Genomic DNA, 16,724 nt, shown 5'->3' with positions numbered 1-16,724 from the left:
AGAGATGCCCCTCTATGCTGACGCCAGATTCCTCGGACTGCGCCCTCGGAATGACACAATTCGCGAGCCTTCAAAGATAGGCTCGAAAATGCTAGGCGTCAACCGCCCGAAGTGCCTTTGGCACGGTGATTTACGGCGTCCGCAGCCGCTCTCGCCAACGCCACGATCCGCTCCACCTGGTCTTCCTGCGTCAAATACGTCGTGTCGATCAACACGGCGTCGGCAGCCTGAACCGTTTGGGTCGCGTCCTTCGCATCGCGCTTGACGATCAGCTCCGTCTCGGCCGCGATCTCCTCGTCGACCGGATGACGGCCCAGACGCTGGATCAGCCGGCGGCGCGCTCGCTCCCACGGATCGGCGACCAGAAACACCTTGAGGTCGGCGGCGGGAAACACCACGGTGCCGATGTCGCGCCCGTCCACGACGACGTTTCGCGACTGTCCCGCCCGCCGCACCTGCGCGTTCACCCAGTCGCGAACGGCGGCCATCGTCGCCACGCGCGACACGTGACGCGTGACCTCGGTTCCGCGAAGTAGGTCGTCCGAGGGCTGCTCGTCGATCAAGGGAACGAACGCGGCGTCCTTTGGCACGAAGCTGATGCGCGACACCTCGCGCAACACGGCGTCGTCCGTCCACGTCTCGGCATTTGCCTGCCGCTCCAGCTGCACCGCGGTCGCCGCGCGATACAACGACCCCGAATCAACGTGAAAGAATCCAAGCCGGCGCGCGACCCACTGCGCCGTCGAGGACTTGCCGGATGCGGCCGGACCGTCGATCGCGATGACGATCGTTCGGTCGCTCATGCGCGCCGCACGCGGTCGAGATCCGCCCAGAAATTCGGATACGACACGGCGACGCATTCGCGGTCGTCGACGTCGATCGCGTTCTCGCCCACGGCGCCAAGGATGCCAAACGCCATCGCCAGGCGATGGTCGGCGTGCGTGACCACGCGTCCGCGCAATGGCCGGCGCGATCCGCGAATCAACATCCCATCCTCGAGCTCCTCGACATCAGCGCCGAGGGCGCGAAGGTTCGTCACGACCGCCGTGATGCGATCGCTCTCCTTCACGCGCAATTCATTCGCGCCGGTGATGGTGGTCTCGCCAACGGCGCGCGTCGCCAGGCAGGCCAGTAACGGCAGTTCGTCGATCATCGCCGGCACATCCCGCGCTTCGATCGTCGTCGCGTGCCACGTATTCGGCGAGACGATGAGATCCCCGACGACATCTCCGCCCTCCTCGCGGCGGTTCTCTTCGCGAACCGACGCGCCCATCGCGGACAAGCGGCGCAGGAATCCGATGCGCGTTTCGTTCACACACACGCGTTCGAGTCGAAGCTCACCGCCGTCCGATGCCGCCGCCAACCCGGCGAAGAACGCGGCCGACGACGGATCGCCGGGGACATCGGTATCGAGAGCGTGAAGTCGGCCGACGGGGTCGATCGAGACGCCGTCCGGTCTGACGCTCACCGATGCGCCGCGCGCCGCGAGCATGCGTTCCGTGTGATCGCGAGTCTTCACCGGCTCGTTCACGGCCGCCGGCACACCGCCGACGAGCGCCGCGAGCAGAATCGCGCTCTTGATCTGCGCGCTCGCGACCTCGCTCGTCCAGTTGATTCCGTGCACCGAGCCGCCGCGAATGATCATCGGCAGGCCGCCGTGCGCGGGCAGCGTGACGGTTGCTCCCATTTCCGTCAGCGGGCGTGCGACGCGGCGCATCGGACGCCGGCTCAAGCTCCCGTCGCCGACGAACGTCGCTTCCACGGCGGACGCGGCGACGACGCCGGCCATCAACCGCGTCGTCGTGCCGCTATTGCCACAATCGAGATCGCGAGTCGGCGCGCGGAGGCCGCGGAGGCCGACGCCACGTATGACCACATCCGGCGACAGCTCCGGAATGTCGACGCCGAGCGCGCGCAGCACGCCCGCGGTGGAGTGTACGTCCGCCGATTCCAGAATGTGCGTGACGCGCGAGTCACCGTCGCCCAGCGCGCCAAAGATCAACGCGCGGTGGGAGATGGATTTGTCGCCGGGAACGCGGAGCGATCCGTGGACTTCCATCAGCGAAGCCACCCTTCCAGCGCGGTCGCGAGATCGGTTTTCTCGTCGCGATACTTCACGATCACCGGCGCCTGGAGCGACAGCTGCTGTTCGGCGCCCCATCCCGCCTTGATGGCGCGCGCGCCCGGTACGACGACTGCGGCTTCAGGGATCTCTAATGGCCGCTCGGCGGTGGCCTTATACACGCGTTCGTTCACCAGATCGAAGACCGGCGTGCCGCGCGTGAGGACCACGCCGGCGGCGAGGACGGCGCGCGCACGAACGATCGTGCCCTCGTAGACGCCGCAGTTGCCCCCGACGAGCACGTCGTCCTCGATCACCACGGGCGCGGCGTTCACCGGCTCGAGCACACCGCCGATCTGCGCGGCGGCACTCACGTGGACGCGACGGCCGATCTGCGCGCACGATCCGATGAGCGCGTGCGAGTCGACCATGGTGCCGGAGTCGACGTACGCACCGACGTTGATGTACATCGGCGGCATGCACACGACTGACGGAGCGACGTACGCGCCACGCCGAACGGACGAGCCGCCCGGTACGACACGAACATTCTGCGCGACCGTCCAACGCCGAATCGGGTACGTATCCTTGTCGACGAACGAAAGCGCGCGCCCCTCCGACTCCACCAGCTGCCCGACGCGAAAGCCCAGGAGAATGCCGCGCTTCACCCACGGAACGGCCTTCCAGGACCCATCGGCTCCGCGCTCCGCGGCCCGCAGTTCTCCGGCTTCGAGCGCGGTGAGTAAACTCTCAACAGTCGTTCGCGCTTCCGGTGAGACCACTTCACCCGCCGGCGTGGCGGCGTATTGATCGATTCGCTCCTCGAGACCACCGTTACTCACGACAACGCTCCTGCGCCGCGAAGTGCGTTGCGGACCGCGTCGTTGTTCGATTCGAGCATCGGCACCAACGGGAGGCGCAGCACGTTCTTCGCTTTCCCCATCATCGCGAGCGCGGCCTTGAGCGGCACGGGATTCGATTCGACGAACGCCGCGCGCATCCACGGCAGCAGCTTGAGGTGCAGCGCGCGCGCCGACTGGATGTCATTCGCGAACATGTATTCACACAGCTGTGCCATCGGGCCCGGGATCGCATTCGACACCACGGAGACGATGCCGTCGCCGCCGAGTGCCATGACAGGGAGCGTCATCTCGTCGTCGCCCGACAGAACGCTGAAGTGGGCGAGATCGCCCTTCGCCGCGCGCTCTTCGCGCCCGCGAATGATGTCGGTGATCTGGGGCAGGCTCCCAGACGCTTCCTTCACCGCGGCAATACCGGGAATCTTCGCCATCTCGAGCGTCGTCTTTGCTTCGATGTTGCTCCCCGTGCGACCAGGCACGTTGTAGATCACGATCGGCAAATCCACCGCGTCGGCGATCGCCCGAAAATGCGCGACGATGCCGCGCTGTGGCGGCTTGTTGTACATCGGCGAGGTGTGGAGCAGATGCGTCGCTCCGAGATCGCGCATGGCCTTCGAGAGGGCGATCGCCTTCCGTGTGTCGTTGCTGCCCGCGCCGGCCACGATCGGGACACGGCCTTTCGCCTGCTCGATCGTGATTTGAACGACACGCGCGTGCTCGTCGAGCGTCATCGTCGCCGCTTCGCCGGTGCTCCCGCACGGCACGAGGAAGTGAATACCTTCGTCGATCTGCCAATCAACGAACGCGCGCAGTGCACCCTCGTCGAGTGAGCCGTCCGTGTTGAAGGGCGTGGCGAGGGCGGTGCCGCAGCCCTTGAGGCGCTGGGCGTTGGGCGCTGGGCGATGGGCGTCGGTCATTTCGGACTCGAGAGAACGTCTTTCATGGTGAACACGCCGCGGCGGCCGATCAGCCAACGCGCGGCAACGAGCGCCCCTTCGGCAAACACGCGCCGGTCGCGGGCAATGTGCTCGAGGTGAATCTGCTCGAACGGGGCATCGAAGATGAACTCGTGTGTGCCCGGCACCGAACCGGTACGCACGCTCGTGATCGGAATCGGCTTGCCCCACGCCGCCGAGGTACTCTGCGCGAGCGTGTGGGCAGTGCCGGACGGTGCGTCCTTCTTCGCCGAGTGATGCGTCTCCACGAGATGCGCCTCGAACCCCGGCACCTTCGCCAACAGTGCTGCCGCCGTGGTCGCGATCTGCTCGAAAATGTTCACACCCAGCGAGAAGTTCGTCGCGGTGAGCAGCGCGCCGCCGCTCACATTCACATCGTGCTTCACGTCATCGAAGAGGTTGTACCAGCCTGTCGTGCCGACGACGACCGGGCATCCTGCCGCGACGATCGCGCGAATGTTCTTCGGCGCCGCGTCGGGTACGGTGAATTCCACCGCGACGTCGGCACCACCGAGCATGTCGCGCGTGATCCCGTCCTTCACATGAGGTTCATCGAGTCGAGCGACGACCTCCCAACCGCGCGCCGGCGCCAGCTCGGCGATTGCGCGGCCCATCTTGCCCATGCCGACGATGGCGATGTGCCGCGTCATGACGCGGCGCTCTCAAAGAAGGCGGCGTGCAGCCTTTGCATCGCGGGCTTCACCTGATCGTCGTCGACGACCATCGTCAGATTGATGCCCGTGGCGCTGAGCGAGAGCATGTGCACGTGCGTGCCGCCGAGCGCGCCCAGCGCGCGCGCCATCGCCTCGCCGCCTTCGGCGATCGCGCCGCCCACCACCGCGACGATGCCGCGGCTTCGCTCCACCGAGACGTCGCCCAGCGCGCGCAGATCGGTCACGATCGCCTCGAGCGCCGACGGATCGTCCACGGTGAGCGACACGGACACCTCGGACGTGGCGACGACGTCCACCGACGTGCGGTGACGTTCAAAGATCTCAAATACCAATCTGAGAAAGCCTTCCGCGAGCAGCATGCGCGGCGAGCCGATCTTGAGCAGCGAGATCTTGTTCTTCCCGGCGATCGCGCTGACGGACCGCTTCGGCGCGTCGAAGGTGATCTTCGTCCCCTTTCCTTCGGGACGGCGCGAGTTGAGCACGTACACCGGAATGCCGAGCCGCACCGCGGGCGCGATCGTGTTCGGATGCAGCACCTTCGCGCCGAACGACGCCAGCTCCGACGCCTCGTCGAACGCGATCTGCTCGATCAACCGCGCGTTCGGCACGACCCGCGGATCGGCGGTCAACATGCCGTCGACGTCCGTCCAGATCTCGATCGCCTCGGCCTGCACCGCCGCGCCGAAGAGCGACGCGCTATAGTCACTGCCGCCGCGGCCAAGCGTCGTCGTAATGCCCGTGCCCTTCGCCGAGCCGATGAAGCCGCCCATCACCGGCACTTTGCCATCGCGCACGAGTGGGATCACGCTGGCGCGGCACGCTTCGGCGATCGCCTCCGCCTGCGGTTCGGCGCGGCTGAACTGGCTGTCCGTGATCATCACTTCGCACGAGTCGACGTGCACCGCCGGAACGCCTTGCTTCTGGAACGACGCGGCACAGATGATCGACGACATTTTTTCGCCATACGACGAGATGGCGTCCATGCTGCGCGGCGTGAGATCGCCCAGCGTCGCGAGCGCTTCGGCGAGATGCGCGAGCTCGTCGATCATCGCGCTCACCTCGGCGCAGACGTCCGTCGCGGCGTCGCCGGTTCCGAGGAGCAATTCCGTCTGCTGCAGATGCCGCTCGCGCAATCCTTCGACGGCGCGGAGCGCGCCGATGAGGTGCCCCTTTGCTGCCTGTTCGGCGAGCGCGATCAATGCGTTCGTGACGCCGGCGAGCGCCGACACGACCACGATCGCACCCTGGTCGGCGCGACTCTGCACGATACGTCCGGTTCGCGCGATCGCTTCGGCATCGCCGACCGACGTGCCGCCGAACTTGAGAACGATCACGAGGAGTTGGCTTGGCCGAGGAGGCCGCAGTTCGCCATCAGTTCGGCGTTGAGCACCGAGGCGCCCGCCGCGCCGCGCACGACGTTGTGGCCCATCGCCACGAGCTTGACGTCGAAGATCGGATCGGGACGTACGCGGCCAACGACGACGGTCATGCCATTGCCCGTGTCGACCTGACGGCGCGGCTGCGGTCTGTCCGGTTGATCGGTCACGACAAGCGGGCGCTCGGGCGACGTCGGGAGATCGCGAGCCGCTTCAGCGCCGCGCCAGTCGCGAATCGCGCGCTCGACTTCGCTTGCATCGGCCTTCGTCTCGAGCTCGATCGACATGCATATGGTGTGTCCATGTTCGACCGGCACCCGGTTCGCATGCGCGCTCACCGAAAAGTCCGCGCTGTCGATGTGATCGCCGGCGTTTGCCCCGAGAAACTTGCGCACTTCGGCTTCGATCTTCGGCTCTTCGTCGCCGATGTATGGAATGACGTTGCCCATGATGTCGAGCGACGCCACGCCGGGATATCCAGCCCCGGAGATCGCCTGCATCGTCACCACCATGAGTTTCCTAATACCAAAACGCTGATGAATGGGCGCCAGCGGGAGCGACGTAACGATCGCCGAGCAGTTGCCGTTGGCGACGATCGCGCCGGTCCAGCCGCGACCCTTGCGCTGCGCGTGCAGCACGTCGAGATGCGACGGATTCACCTCCGCGATCACCAGCGGCACGTCGGGCTCCATGCGATAGTTCTTCGCATTCGTGAGCACCGTCTTGCCGGCGCGCGCGAACGCCGGTTCGGCATCCTGAGCCGCCGAGGAGTCCAGCGCCGAAAAGACGATGTCCGCCGTGATCTTCGAGGGATCGCACGGGAGCACGGTCATGTCCGCGACGCTCGGCGGCAATTCGTCGGCGCCGATCCATCGCGCCGCGTCCGCATAGCGCCTCCCCGCCGAGCGCTCCGACGCGGCGACTTCGACGAGCTCGAACCACGGATGCTTGACGAGCAGGCGGATGAACGCCTGACCGACCGCGCCGGTGGCGCCGAGCACCGCGACTCGGTGCCGGCGTCCCTTTTCCCCGGCGTGGGGAACGCGTTCCCTCGTCTCGCGCTCGGTCATGATGCCAGCAAGCTCCGCACGATCTTCTCGTACGCACCCACCGCGCCGCGCAACTCATTTACGTCGATGAACTCGTTCGGCGTGTGCGCGACGTGAATCGATCCCGGCCCGAACAGGAGCGGCGTTCCCCACCGGCCGAGCAGCGGAATGTCCGACGTGTATGCGACCGGCGCGACCTCGAACCCGTCGATCGTATGAAAGTGCTGCGCCGGAATGTGCGAGCCGAATTCGAGCTCGGCTTTTCCCTTCGCCCATTTCTCGATCTGCTTCTTGAGCGGCGCAACGTCGGTGACCAATCGAAACATCATCTCAGCCTCGGCCGCGGCGGGAACGATGTTCGCCTCCGTTCCCGCGCGGAGCGTGCCGACGTTGACCGTGGTGGCGCCGAGTACGTCGTCGCTCGGAAGATCGAGCGTCTCGAGTGTCGGCAGCAGCGCGAGCATCGGCTTGATCGCTGATTCACCGAGGTGTGCGTACGCGGAATGCGCGGCGCGGCCGGTGGTGCGCACGATGACGCGGAGCGATCCCTTCGCTCCGCTCGCGAGCTTGCTTTCGGTCGGTTCGCCGTTGACGAGGAATTTGCTCGTCGGCTTGAGACGATTCGCGGCGCGCGCACCGTCGGAGCCTTTCTCTTCCCCGACGACAAACAGGAGATCGACGCGCTGTTCGCCGGCCTTCGCCAGGTTGTCGGCGGCAACGAGCATGGCGGCGGCGATGCCCTTCGCATCGCATGCGCCGCGACCGTAGAGGCGATCGCCGTCGAGTCGCGGCGCCACGTACGGCGGCACCGTGTCGAGGTGCGTCGAGAACGTGACGCCGCCTCCGTTTCGCTTGGCCCACACGTTCGCGCGCCCGCGCGACACTTCCTGCAGATGGACGTCCCATCCACGGGCGATCAACCATTTCGAGACGAAATCCACCGCGCCGGACTCCGCGCCCGTGGAGGAATCAATCGTCAGCAGTTCGGCGGCGAGCGCCACGACATCGGTCATAACCGCAAAGCTAGCCGATTCATGGTCGGGCTCACAGGTTCGCGGGCGGCAGCGCTCACCGCTCGCGAAGCCGGCCGTCACAGTTCTCCGTTGAGCACCTGGCGCCGGAGGTCGAAATAGCGCGGATCGAGCGCGCAGCCATCGGCGAGCGCGCAGTCCTCGACCGCATCCAAAAAGCGCCGCTTCAATGCTCGGCCGCGATCGCCGGTGGGCATCGACGCGAGCGTTTGCGAAATGGCGTCCGCATGCGCGGCGTAGGATTGGAAATCGGTCGGGCCGGCGAGCGCGCCGGCCGATATCGAATGAGTCCGCGCGGTCGGCTCGAGCTCGAGCGTGCTCACGTCGAGGACGTCGGCGAGCCGCGCGCGCAGCGCGACGGTCAGGTGCGATTTACCGGTCATCACGCGCCACAGCTGCTGACGCGACGTGCCCGCGAAGCGAGCGAGGTACTGCTTGGACAGCCCGCGATCGATGCGAAGCATCTCGATCCGCTTGCCGAGCTCGGTGAACTCGGGGATTCCGGCGGCGGGTGAATCGGCGTGCTTCCATTCCATTGACCGACCCTGTAACGTTTGCTACATTGAGATACCGAACAGACCCCGAATCAATCAGCGGTTCTACAACCAAAGCCTAGGAGTCGGCGTGGGCAAAGTCAAGAAATCCGGGGCTGTTAGGAAGGCGAAGAAGCGGACGGCGGCGAAGGCGAAAACGCGCCGATCTGGGGTAACAAACGTTACACGAGGGCGGAAGGCTGCACCGCCGAAACCGGAGGTGAGCGTCCGGATTCGAGAGCTCGATCCCGTTCAGAAATGCGGTCCCGGAACCTCGGTCGGGCGGCTGTTTCGGGTCGATGAATCGAACGGCGGCGTGGTGACGGCGCATCTCGTCTTCTTCGACCGGCACGGGTGGTACTGCGAGCATGGTCGCGACTGCCCCGCTGTGAAACACGCAAGAATGCACGTTCGATGATGGCGCACGACAAATCCCAAGCACGTGGACCGACTAACAACGGAAGGATGAGAGCATGATCGCACGACATGAGACGACCGTGGAGAAAAACGACATCTGGGCACAACTGTCGGCGCCGCTGCCCGCGGGCGTGATTTCGTGGCGGCAGGATGGAAGGCCGGTCCAGCGCGACGGAAGGTACTTCGCGCGATTCGTGGCGTACGTCGACGCCAACACCGTGCGCGAGCGCCTCGACGGCGTCGTACCCGGTGAATGGGACTTGACGCTCGAACTGCTTCCGACGCTCGCGTCGGATGACCACGACGAGCCGACCTGTTCGTTCAAGGCGCGGCTGCAAATCCTTGGCGTCATTCGCGAGGACGTGGGCACCGGGCGCGACTACAAGCAGGCGGCGACGGATGCATTCAAGCGGTCCGCCGTCCGCTTCGGGATCGCGCATGAGCTCTACGCGTACGAGCAGAACTGGGTGCAGGTCGACGGCGATGGGAGGTATGCGAAGCCGCTCGAGGATCCGGCGGACGCATATGGGAGGAGAGTCCAGCGCGCCACTGTGAGCGTCGTGCGGGCCGACGAGTCTGCGAAGGTGACGGAGCTCGACGTGGAGCCGGCGACCGGACCACTCGCCAGCGACGAGCCGAGCTGCCCGAAGTGTGGCGGACGGATGTGGGACAACCGGCTGTCGAAGCGGAATCCGAAGGCGCCGGACTTCAAGTGCCGTTCGAGATCGTGCGACGGAGTCGTGTGGCCCGCACGAAGTGGTTCGAAGCCGGACGTGGCGGACGTGCCCAGAGATGAGAATGCTGGACTTGAAGAGCTACCGTTTTAAGCCGTTGACCACGGAAAATTTCTGACGTCCACGGAGAGGCACGGAAACGGCGTGACTGGTTTTCAGTAACAAGTCAAAGAACAAGAGCCCTTTTTTGAACGACTTCGGGATGCAAGTGTCCGCATCTCGAAGTCGTTTCCCTTTGTTACACAATACTCATAAACGCCGTCTCCGCGCCCGTCCATGACCGTCCGAAGTTCGTCCGTGGTCCCTGTGGTCCCTGCGGTCCGGCGGCGCCCGCTTCACTCCGCGCCGTGCTCGTCCGCCGTCTGCCGTGCTGATGGAACGGAAATTTCCTATACAACGTGACCGTGGTCACGTCGCCATCAACGCTGCACCGCAGGAGACTGGGTTAAATGTCGAAGAAGATCAGTTCGTCGTGCTGGGTAACCGGACTCGCGGTCGCGATCGCTGTGAGCGGCGCGCAGGCAGCCTGGGCCCAAGCCGGAACGCCGAAGACCAAGCCGGACACGGTCGCGAAAAGTTCGCGCACGAAACCGGCGACGTCGGCGGAACGCATCAAGATCTCGAAGGAGGCGCCGGGCGAAGTTGCACCGCCCGATACGGTGACGCCGCCACCTCCGCCACCGCCGGTGGTCGAGGCAGCACCGCCGCCGCCACCGCCTCCACCGCCGCCGCCGGCTCCGCTTCGCGTCGTGCGTCCGCTGGGATTGTTCGCCGGACTCGGTGGGGGACTCGCCTTCGGAGGTGTGGGCGATCAGAGCAACGAAGTGAAGCTTGGCATCGATTGCATTCCAGGCACGAATGGCGATCCCGCGTTCGATCGCAATCATGTCGGCTACAACATCGCGGTACCGTTCGGCATTCAGCGTCCGGGTGCCGCGTTGGGTTTCCGCGGTGACGTCGGATACTCGAGCTTCCAGAGCAGCGGAAGCTGGCTCGCCACCGACGGAACGACCGGCTTCTATCGTACGCGTCCGCAGATCTGGACCGTCGATGCGGACGCGCGGTTGAAAGTCGCGCAGCTCACGCCGCGGCTCGCGCCGTACGTGATCGGCGGGTTGTCATGGGGTCACTATCGCACGCTGATCGATCCGACCGGCAGCACCCCGATCGATTCGCAGGATCAGAGTTGGCACAACGCATGGGGCTGGAACGCGGGCGCGGGTCTCGAATACATGCTCGGCCGCACGGGATTGTTCGTCGAATCGCGCTACTTCCATCTCAACGGCGCGAGCGGTTTCAACAGCGTGAGTCACGTTCCTCTGATCGTCGGGTTGACGTGGTACTGATTGCCTGACGCGTGACGCTTTAGAGAATTCATAGAGGCGCGAACACTCAAATGTTCGCGCCTCTTTCGTTGAATCCTGGCCTTAGGTCCACCTCTTGCTTTTTTACTGGTGGAGATCACCCGGTCACTCCGCATCACTCCCGCAGCGACGCAGTCCAGATGTCATACAGACGGTTCACGGATTCGGAAGGAAGCTCATGGGAGGCGTGGGAAGTTCATCCCGCCACCGTCGAGCGGCGACTGAACTCCGAGCGTCGCGTTCGCTCGCGCGAGACCTTCGATCGGCGCCGCACTCGCGAATTTCGGCTCGTCATTCCGCGCGAGCTGAGCGGCGGCTGGCTCGCGCTGCAGGGACACAGCCGCAAGATCCGGCTGACGCCGATTCCCGACGGTTGGGTGCATCTCTCCGACGACGAGCTCGCGGCGCTCGTCGAGCGCGAAGCCGGCGCTCGTCGCGCATCGTAGCGCGTCAGAGCGCGTCAGAGCGCGTCAGAGCGCGCTGTAACGCCCTTCGGCTAGACCTCGAACGCCGAGACGAGCTCGCGCAGACGCGCCGCGTTCGTCAACAGATTCTCCGCCGTCTCAGCGACTTGATGTGTGGTCGCCGCGGTCTCCTCGGCACCCGCTGCCGCTTCCTGACTCGCCGCCGCCTGGCTCTGCGCCTGATCCGCAACCGCGGTCATGTGACGCTCCAGCTCCTCGACCGACGCGTGATTCGCCACCGCCGCCGAGTCGAGCGCACGCGCCAACTCTTCGATGCCCGATACGGAATCCCGAATTCGGCCGAGCGCATCGGTCGCCGTGCGCGAAATACCGTCGACGTTGCCGAGTCCGCGCACGCCTTCGTCGAACGCGGTGACGGCGGCGCCGACCTCGTGGCGCATCGTGTCGACGATACCGCGCACTTCGGTGGCCGACGTCGCGCTGCGCGTAGCCAGCTCGCGTACTTCGTTCGCGACCACAGCGAAGCCGCGGCCATGCTCGCCGGCGCGCGCCGCTTCGATAGCCGCGTTGAGCGAAAGCAGGTTCGTCATGTCGGCGACGTCCTGAATCGCCGCGACGAATTGTTCGACGGCCTTCGACACATCTTCCAGACGCGACACGCCGGCCGCGGACGCTTCGATGATCTGCCGCGCGCGCTGCAGCATCTGCAAGGCGTCACCGATGTCCTTCTGCGCGCGGGCCGCGGTGTCCTGAATGTCGACGCCGATCTCCGCCGAGCGTTCCGCGGTTGAGCTCAGGTGCGTCGCGGATTTGCCGACGCGATCGAGCAGCGAGCGCGATGAACCGAGCGCTCCGATCTGCATGCTCGCGGCGCCGGCGATCTCGCCGACGACGTCGCTGATCTGCGTCGTCGCGCGCGCGGCTTCCTCGGACGCCGTGGTCAATTCGGTCGCCGAGCCGGCGACGCTGGTCGCCTGCGCTTGAATCTCGCGCAGGAGCGTCGCGAGACGCGTCGACGTCTCGAAGAATGCGTCGGCAAGCGTGCGATACTCGGCATCCAGATGGCCGTCCATCTCGTCGATGCGCAGATCGCCCGCGCCCATGCGGCGCGCGGTCGCCGTGAGGCGAGCGAGCGGGTGGGCAACGGCACGCCACGTCCACATGCCAAAGAGCAGCGCCACGAGCGCCCCGATCACCGACAAGCCGGCGAGCAACAACTGCTGCGTGGCGGCGGAGCGATCGATCGAGTGCATGCGATCGGCCGCGGCGGATGATTCGTCCCGCTTCACCGCCTCGGATTGCTCGAACAACGTATCGAGCAGCGCGGACGAGAAGCGCGCCTGGCGAAGTGCTTCGTCGGGACGAGCGACATCTTCCGCGGCGTGCGCCAGCGCCAATCGCACCGCGATGCGCGACTGAATGTCGCCGATGCGCTCGAGGCGGCCGCGATTCGCTTCGCTCAGCGACGAGCCGCTGATCAGCAGCCGGCGCACGGAATCAGCGACGGTGGCGAGACTGTCGATGCGGCGCTGGTTCTGCGCGTCGCGTCCGAGCAGGTCGGTCTGCGCCAGCACGACGTAGTCGCGCGTCGCGTCGTTGGTCGTGGTGAGATGACGCTGCAGATCGACGACCGCTTGCATCTCGGCCTTCATGCCGGTATGCGTGCGGCGAAGCATGACGAGACTGAGCGTCGTGGCGAGCACCAGCAGGACGATCGTGGCGCCGAAGCCGATCAAGAGGCGGAGACGAATCGTCCAACCGCCGAGATGCGCACGGAACGGAATGGCGGTCATGGCGTCACCGTGGCGACGAGCGCCGTCTTCTCGATCGGATTCCGCCCGGCGTCGAACCGAATCTCGCCGCTGGCGCCGGCGTAGGCCGGCTGTCCGTTCCCGACGGATGCGATCCAATCGCGAATCGCGCGACGATCGGCACCGCGAGCCTGCGCCGCGCGACCGATCAGCATGGCGGCGTCGTAGCTCAGGGCAGCCCAGTGATCCGGCTTTTCCCGATATGACTTCTCGAATGCGCTCACGAACTGCGACGCACGCGGCGACGCCGCGCGATCGGGAAGAAAGAGCGAGAGGTATCGCAGGCCGCCGAAATCGCGACCGGCCGCGCCATCGGCGACGACTTCGGCCGGCGTCGGTCCGTTGGTGCTGACGCCGATCGGGTGCACGCCCGCGGCGTGAACGGCATGCATCACCGTGAGCACGTCCGAGGTATTCGCGTAGATCATCACGCCGTCCGGCTTGTTGCGCGCGAGACGCTGCGCATACACGTCGAATTCAGCGATGGCTTCGACGAACGGATCGCGCTCGACGAGCGTGTCGCGCGAATCGTCGACCGCTTTGGCGAAGGTACGCAGGAATTCGCGCCCCGCGACGTCGTTGCGATAGACGAGCGCAATGCGATGCAGATGCAGCGAATCGGTGATGTAGTGCGCGAGCGTGCTTGCTTGCTGGCTCACGACCGGGCAGACGCGGAAGACCCACGGGCTGGCGCGCGTGACGTCACCGGCGGCGGCGGTCGGCGAAACGGCAACGATGGCGTTGCGGCCGCCGTGCTCGCGATCGTCGTAGACGCTGGCGGCACTGATGGTGGCATCGCTCTCGGTGTGGCCGACGACACCGATGACCGACGGATCGTCGCGGAAGGCGGCGGCGACTTGCACGTTCGTGCTGGCATTCGCGGGCGCTTGACGCATCGCGAGGATCGGCGAACCAGACGGACGATTCGCGTTGAGCTCATCCAGCGCTTGCTGGACGCCCTTGAAGACGTTCTTGTATCGCTCAGGAGATTGCAGTCCGACGGCGACCCCAACGTACGCGGTGTCGCGTGACGCGCCGAAGCCTGCCGCCGAGGCTCGGCTGCAATTTGTTATTCCGACGAACAAAATGGACCCGCCCAAAAGGCCGGCGAGCCGAAGTCGGTGCGTGGGATACATGATGGCTGAGAGTGAGCGGACGGCCCTGCGAGGTGAGTATCGGCCTATATAGGACCGATCGTGAGGCGGACCGTTCTGATGACGCGCGCCGACGGCGTCGAGAAACATCCACTGCGCGAGCCTGGCGGGTGCCGGCGGCGTGCCGGCGGCACGCCAGCGAGTGTCGACAACGGAGTGCCAGGGGCGGGACTCGAACCCGCACGGCCTTGCGGCCAAGGGATTTTAAGTCCCTCGCGTCTACCGATTTCGCCACCCCGGCATGCACGTCACACGCACACAAATGAAACGGGACCTGGTAGTTCGAGACGTCGAACTCGTGGCTGAATCGCTTCGAGTGTCGAGCTCGGAATCCCAAGTCCCGGACGTTCAGAGCGGGAAACGGGACTCGAACCCGCGACCCCAACCTTGGCAAGGTTGTGCTCTACCAACTGAGCTATTCCCGCGCGGGGCGAAATATATCAGCGCGATGGGCGCTGGGGGATGGGGGATGGGGGATGGGCGCTGGGCGAACAGCTATGGGCGTTCGCCCAGCGCGTTGATACTGTACCAGACAGACCACGCCAGAAGACCGGAGAGTGCCGCATCGCCGCCGTTCGCTACTGCCCTGCCCTCGGCGTCAACTGTCTCGGCGGCGGTGCCGCCGTCGAGGGGGGCGCGGCGCAGCCACTGCAACACGTCGCTCGCGTCGGGACCGACCAACCGCGCGCATTGCTGCACGAGCGACTGCGGCGCAACGTCGATCGCCTTCACGGTGCGACGATACGTCGAATCGTGGCGCGGTACGGCTTCGTACATCGGCAGCCAATAGACCGACGCGGCGGGATCGTCGAAGACTGACGTCGAACCCGCGAGGTCGATGGCCGAGGCGAAGCTCGAGCGGCCCGCGGCTTCGACGACGAAGTGGCGTTGCAACGCGGCGCGAACGGCGTCGGGATCCTGAAGGCCGCGCGCCGTTTCTTCATCGAGGGTGCGGCGGAGGACGTCGAGCGCCTGCGCCGCGGCGGCATTCGCGTGCAGCGTGAACGGATGCGCCGCCGGCACGCCCGACGGACTGACTTCGGTGGAATACAGCGGTACGCGTTTGTCCTTGCGCGCGTCGAGATCTTCGGCCGTCAAATACAGCGTGTCCGCCAGCGCGGGCTCGTCCACGACGCGATCGTCGCCGGTGTCGCGAATGTAGCGGTCGACCGCCAACGGATAGCTTGCCACGCCTTCCAGCGAGAAGCCTGGTTCGAACAGCGTGCCGTCGAGATAATGCACGCCGCGACCTGGCGCATAGCCGTGCAGCTCGCACATGCGCAGCAACAGCTCGCGCGCGAGCGGCGGGTCGGCGAGTTGCACCGCGGGTATCGTCCACATGAGGGCGTCCCAATCGCGGACGGTGACGCCGTGGCCGTTGCCGGGCGCGCGCGTTCGAACGAGATAATACTGCGCATCGTCGAGTGCGCGTCCCACGGCGTAAAAGTATGCGAATAAAAGATTGCGATTGATCAGCCGGTCGATCGCTTCGTGGCCGGTGCTCTGCTCCAGACTCTGGAGCGCGTCGCGCGTGGAGGACAGCAGCTCGCGCCATCCGCGCCGCTGCAGGACTCCCGCCGTCGCCTCGGCGCCGTCGCGCTCGGGACCGACCGCGAGATAGAACGCGAGTTGCTCACGCCCGGCGGCGCCGATCGTGAGCGTGCGGCGCATCGTGTAGGAATTGCCGTCGACCACGGTCGCCGCGTCGCCGTCCGCGGCGAGCGCGAGCGCCGCGAGGCCGGGCAGCGACGCGCCTTCGAGCAGCACCGCGCCGGACAGGCCCTGGCTCACCGTGTTCGCATCTTCGAACGCGCGCGGCGTGCGGACGCGCAACTGTCGGTGTCCGAGCGTGCCGGCGAGCGTCACGGTCACCGTCACATCTTCGGCACGACGATTCTCGAGCGAGAGCGCGTACACCGCACCCGAGACGTCGGCATCGCGGCCGTACGGCGCGAAGATCGTCCCGCGAATCAGCAAGTCGCCGATCGTGCAGGTGAACGTGGGGATCCATCCCAAGGCGCGCTCCCACGCGATCGGAACATCCGAGAGCTCGTGGCGTACTCCGCCAATGTCGAGGGTGGGCCGCAACAGCGCGGGGCCGGTGCCGCGCATGAACTCGGGCGATCCCGCGAATTCGATGGCCGAGCGCGCGGCACGGTGCAGCATGCCGACGGCGTGAATCGATGCGTCGGCGGGGTGAATGCACGGCAGGGCAAGCCAGTGGTTGCCGGTGATCTGCCATGGGACGGTGGGCGGCGGGAGCTGCGTCACGGGCTATGTA

Annotated in this window: 15 protein-coding genes and 2 tRNA genes; 3 read left to right on the top strand and 14 right to left on the bottom strand. The window is 66.1% G+C overall.

Going from position 1 to position 16,724, the window contains the following annotated elements; genetic code table 11:
• Positions 1–98: 98 nt before the first annotated feature.
• The 9 genes from cmk to VN706_08175 form a co-directional block, all read right to left on the bottom strand.
• Positions 99–803, bottom strand: a complete 705-nt coding sequence (cmk, locus tag VN706_08215) for a (d)CMP kinase (GenBank protein ID HXT15599.1) — start codon at positions 801–803, stop codon at positions 99–101.
• Positions 800–2,059, bottom strand: a complete 1,260-nt coding sequence (aroA, locus tag VN706_08210; GenBank protein HXT15598.1) for a 3-phosphoshikimate 1-carboxyvinyltransferase — start codon at positions 2,057–2,059, stop codon at positions 800–802. The genes cmk and aroA overlap by 4 nt, the downstream gene beginning before the upstream one ends.
• A complete protein-coding gene (locus tag VN706_08205) occupies positions 2,059–2,901 on the bottom strand; it encodes a 2,3,4,5-tetrahydropyridine-2,6-dicarboxylate N-succinyltransferase (protein HXT15597.1) in 843 nt (280 codons plus the stop codon). The genes aroA and VN706_08205 overlap by 1 nt, the downstream gene beginning before the upstream one ends.
• The gene (dapA, locus tag VN706_08200) at positions 2,898–3,836 is read right to left on the bottom strand and encodes a 4-hydroxy-tetrahydrodipicolinate synthase (protein ID HXT15596.1); all 939 of its coding nucleotides are present in this window, start codon (positions 3,834–3,836) and stop codon (positions 2,898–2,900) included. The genes VN706_08205 and dapA overlap by 4 nt, the downstream gene beginning before the upstream one ends.
• Positions 3,833–4,525, bottom strand: a complete 693-nt coding sequence (locus VN706_08195) for a dihydrodipicolinate reductase C-terminal domain-containing protein (GenBank protein HXT15595.1) — start codon at positions 4,523–4,525, stop codon at positions 3,833–3,835. Before VN706_08195 ends, dapA begins: the two co-directional genes overlap by 4 nt.
• Positions 4,522–5,883 carry a lysine-sensitive aspartokinase 3 gene (gene lysC / locus VN706_08190; protein ID HXT15594.1) on the bottom strand — a complete coding sequence of 454 codons (1,362 nt, stop codon included), beginning with the start codon at positions 5,881–5,883 and terminating at the stop codon, positions 4,522–4,524. The genes VN706_08195 and lysC overlap by 4 nt, the downstream gene beginning before the upstream one ends.
• Positions 5,880–6,995, bottom strand: coding sequence for an aspartate-semialdehyde dehydrogenase (gene asd / locus VN706_08185; GenBank protein HXT15593.1), 1,116 nt, complete (start codon positions 6,993–6,995; stop codon positions 5,880–5,882). Before asd ends, lysC begins: the two co-directional genes overlap by 4 nt.
• Positions 6,992–7,987 (bottom strand): M20/M25/M40 family metallo-hydrolase, encoded by a 996-nt coding sequence (locus tag VN706_08180; GenBank protein ID HXT15592.1) that lies wholly within the window; start codon positions 7,985–7,987, stop codon positions 6,992–6,994. The genes asd and VN706_08180 overlap by 4 nt, the downstream gene beginning before the upstream one ends.
• Before the next feature lie 77 nt (positions 7,988–8,064).
• Entirely contained in the window at positions 8,065–8,541 is a 477-nt protein-coding gene (locus VN706_08175) for a helix-turn-helix transcriptional regulator (protein ID HXT15591.1), read from the bottom strand.
• Positions 8,542–9,011: 470 nt separating this feature from the next.
• Here VN706_08175 and VN706_08170 point away from each other — a divergent pair, with 470 nt between their 5' ends.
• From VN706_08170 to VN706_08160, 3 genes are all read left to right on the top strand, one after another.
• Positions 9,012–9,782, top strand: coding sequence for a Rad52/Rad22 family DNA repair protein (locus tag VN706_08170; protein HXT15590.1), 771 nt, complete (start codon positions 9,012–9,014; stop codon positions 9,780–9,782).
• A gap of 356 nt (positions 9,783–10,138) precedes the next feature.
• A complete protein-coding gene (locus VN706_08165) occupies positions 10,139–11,035 on the top strand; it encodes a hypothetical protein (protein ID HXT15589.1) in 897 nt (298 codons plus the stop codon).
• Between the two features lie 158 nt (positions 11,036–11,193).
• Complete coding sequence (locus VN706_08160; GenBank protein ID HXT15588.1) at positions 11,194–11,499, top strand: hypothetical protein; 306 nt, start codon at positions 11,194–11,196, stop codon at positions 11,497–11,499.
• Between the two features lie 50 nt (positions 11,500–11,549).
• Here VN706_08160 and VN706_08155 read toward each other — a convergent pair whose 3' ends face one another.
• The 5 genes from VN706_08155 to VN706_08135 form a co-directional block, all read right to left on the bottom strand.
• Positions 11,550–13,271, bottom strand: coding sequence for a methyl-accepting chemotaxis protein (locus VN706_08155; GenBank protein ID HXT15587.1), 1,722 nt, complete (start codon positions 13,269–13,271; stop codon positions 11,550–11,552).
• Complete coding sequence (locus tag VN706_08150) at positions 13,268–14,425, bottom strand: ABC transporter substrate-binding protein (protein HXT15586.1); 1,158 nt, start codon at positions 14,423–14,425, stop codon at positions 13,268–13,270. The genes VN706_08155 and VN706_08150 overlap by 4 nt, the downstream gene beginning before the upstream one ends.
• Before the next feature lie 175 nt (positions 14,426–14,600).
• Positions 14,601–14,684: transfer RNA gene (locus VN706_08145), tRNA-Leu, on the bottom strand.
• 111 nt (positions 14,685–14,795) lie between these two features.
• A tRNA-Gly gene (locus VN706_08140) sits at positions 14,796–14,868 on the bottom strand.
• A 70-nt stretch (positions 14,869–14,938) separates the two neighbouring features.
• Complete coding sequence (locus VN706_08135) at positions 14,939–16,714, bottom strand: hypothetical protein (GenBank protein ID HXT15585.1); 1,776 nt, start codon at positions 16,712–16,714, stop codon at positions 14,939–14,941.
• Between the last annotated feature and the right edge of the window lie 10 nt (positions 16,715–16,724).

It is taken from the genome of Gemmatimonadaceae bacterium, from assembly GCA_035606695.1.
GTDB lineage: Bacteria > Gemmatimonadota > Gemmatimonadetes > Gemmatimonadales > Gemmatimonadaceae > JAQBQB01.
Note: the sequence above shows the minus strand (reverse complement) of the source record. Positions and strands in the feature narration are given on the sequence as shown.

Bases quoted from the DNA above. Each gene is read 5' to 3' on its own strand.
- cmk (HXT15599.1), bottom strand. From the start codon at position 803: ATGAGCGACCGAACGATCGTCATCGCGATCGACGGTCCGGCCGCATCC.
- aroA (HXT15598.1), bottom strand. From the start codon at position 2,059: ATGGAAGTCCACGGATCGCTCCGCGTTCCCGGCGACAAATCCATCTCC.
- dapA (HXT15596.1), bottom strand. From the start codon at position 3,836: ATGACCGACGCCCATCGCCCAGCGCCCAACGCCCAGCGCCTCAAGGGC.
- VN706_08195 (HXT15595.1), bottom strand. From the start codon at position 4,525: ATGACGCGGCACATCGCCATCGTCGGCATGGGCAAGATGGGCCGCGCA.
- asd (HXT15593.1), bottom strand. From the start codon at position 6,995: ATGACCGAGCGCGAGACGAGGGAACGCGTTCCCCACGCCGGGGAAAAG.
- VN706_08180 (HXT15592.1), bottom strand. From the start codon at position 7,987: ATGACCGATGTCGTGGCGCTCGCCGCCGAACTGCTGACGATTGATTCC.
- VN706_08175 (HXT15591.1), bottom strand. From the start codon at position 8,541: ATGGAATGGAAGCACGCCGATTCACCCGCCGCCGGAATCCCCGAGTTC.
- VN706_08170 (HXT15590.1), top strand. From the start codon at position 9,012: ATGATCGCACGACATGAGACGACCGTGGAGAAAAACGACATCTGGGCA.
- VN706_08165 (HXT15589.1), top strand. From the start codon at position 10,139: ATGTCGAAGAAGATCAGTTCGTCGTGCTGGGTAACCGGACTCGCGGTC.
- VN706_08160 (HXT15588.1), top strand. From the start codon at position 11,194: ATGTCATACAGACGGTTCACGGATTCGGAAGGAAGCTCATGGGAGGCG.
- VN706_08155 (HXT15587.1), bottom strand. From the start codon at position 13,271: ATGACCGCCATTCCGTTCCGTGCGCATCTCGGCGGTTGGACGATTCGT.
- VN706_08150 (HXT15586.1), bottom strand. From the start codon at position 14,425: ATGTATCCCACGCACCGACTTCGGCTCGCCGGCCTTTTGGGCGGGTCC.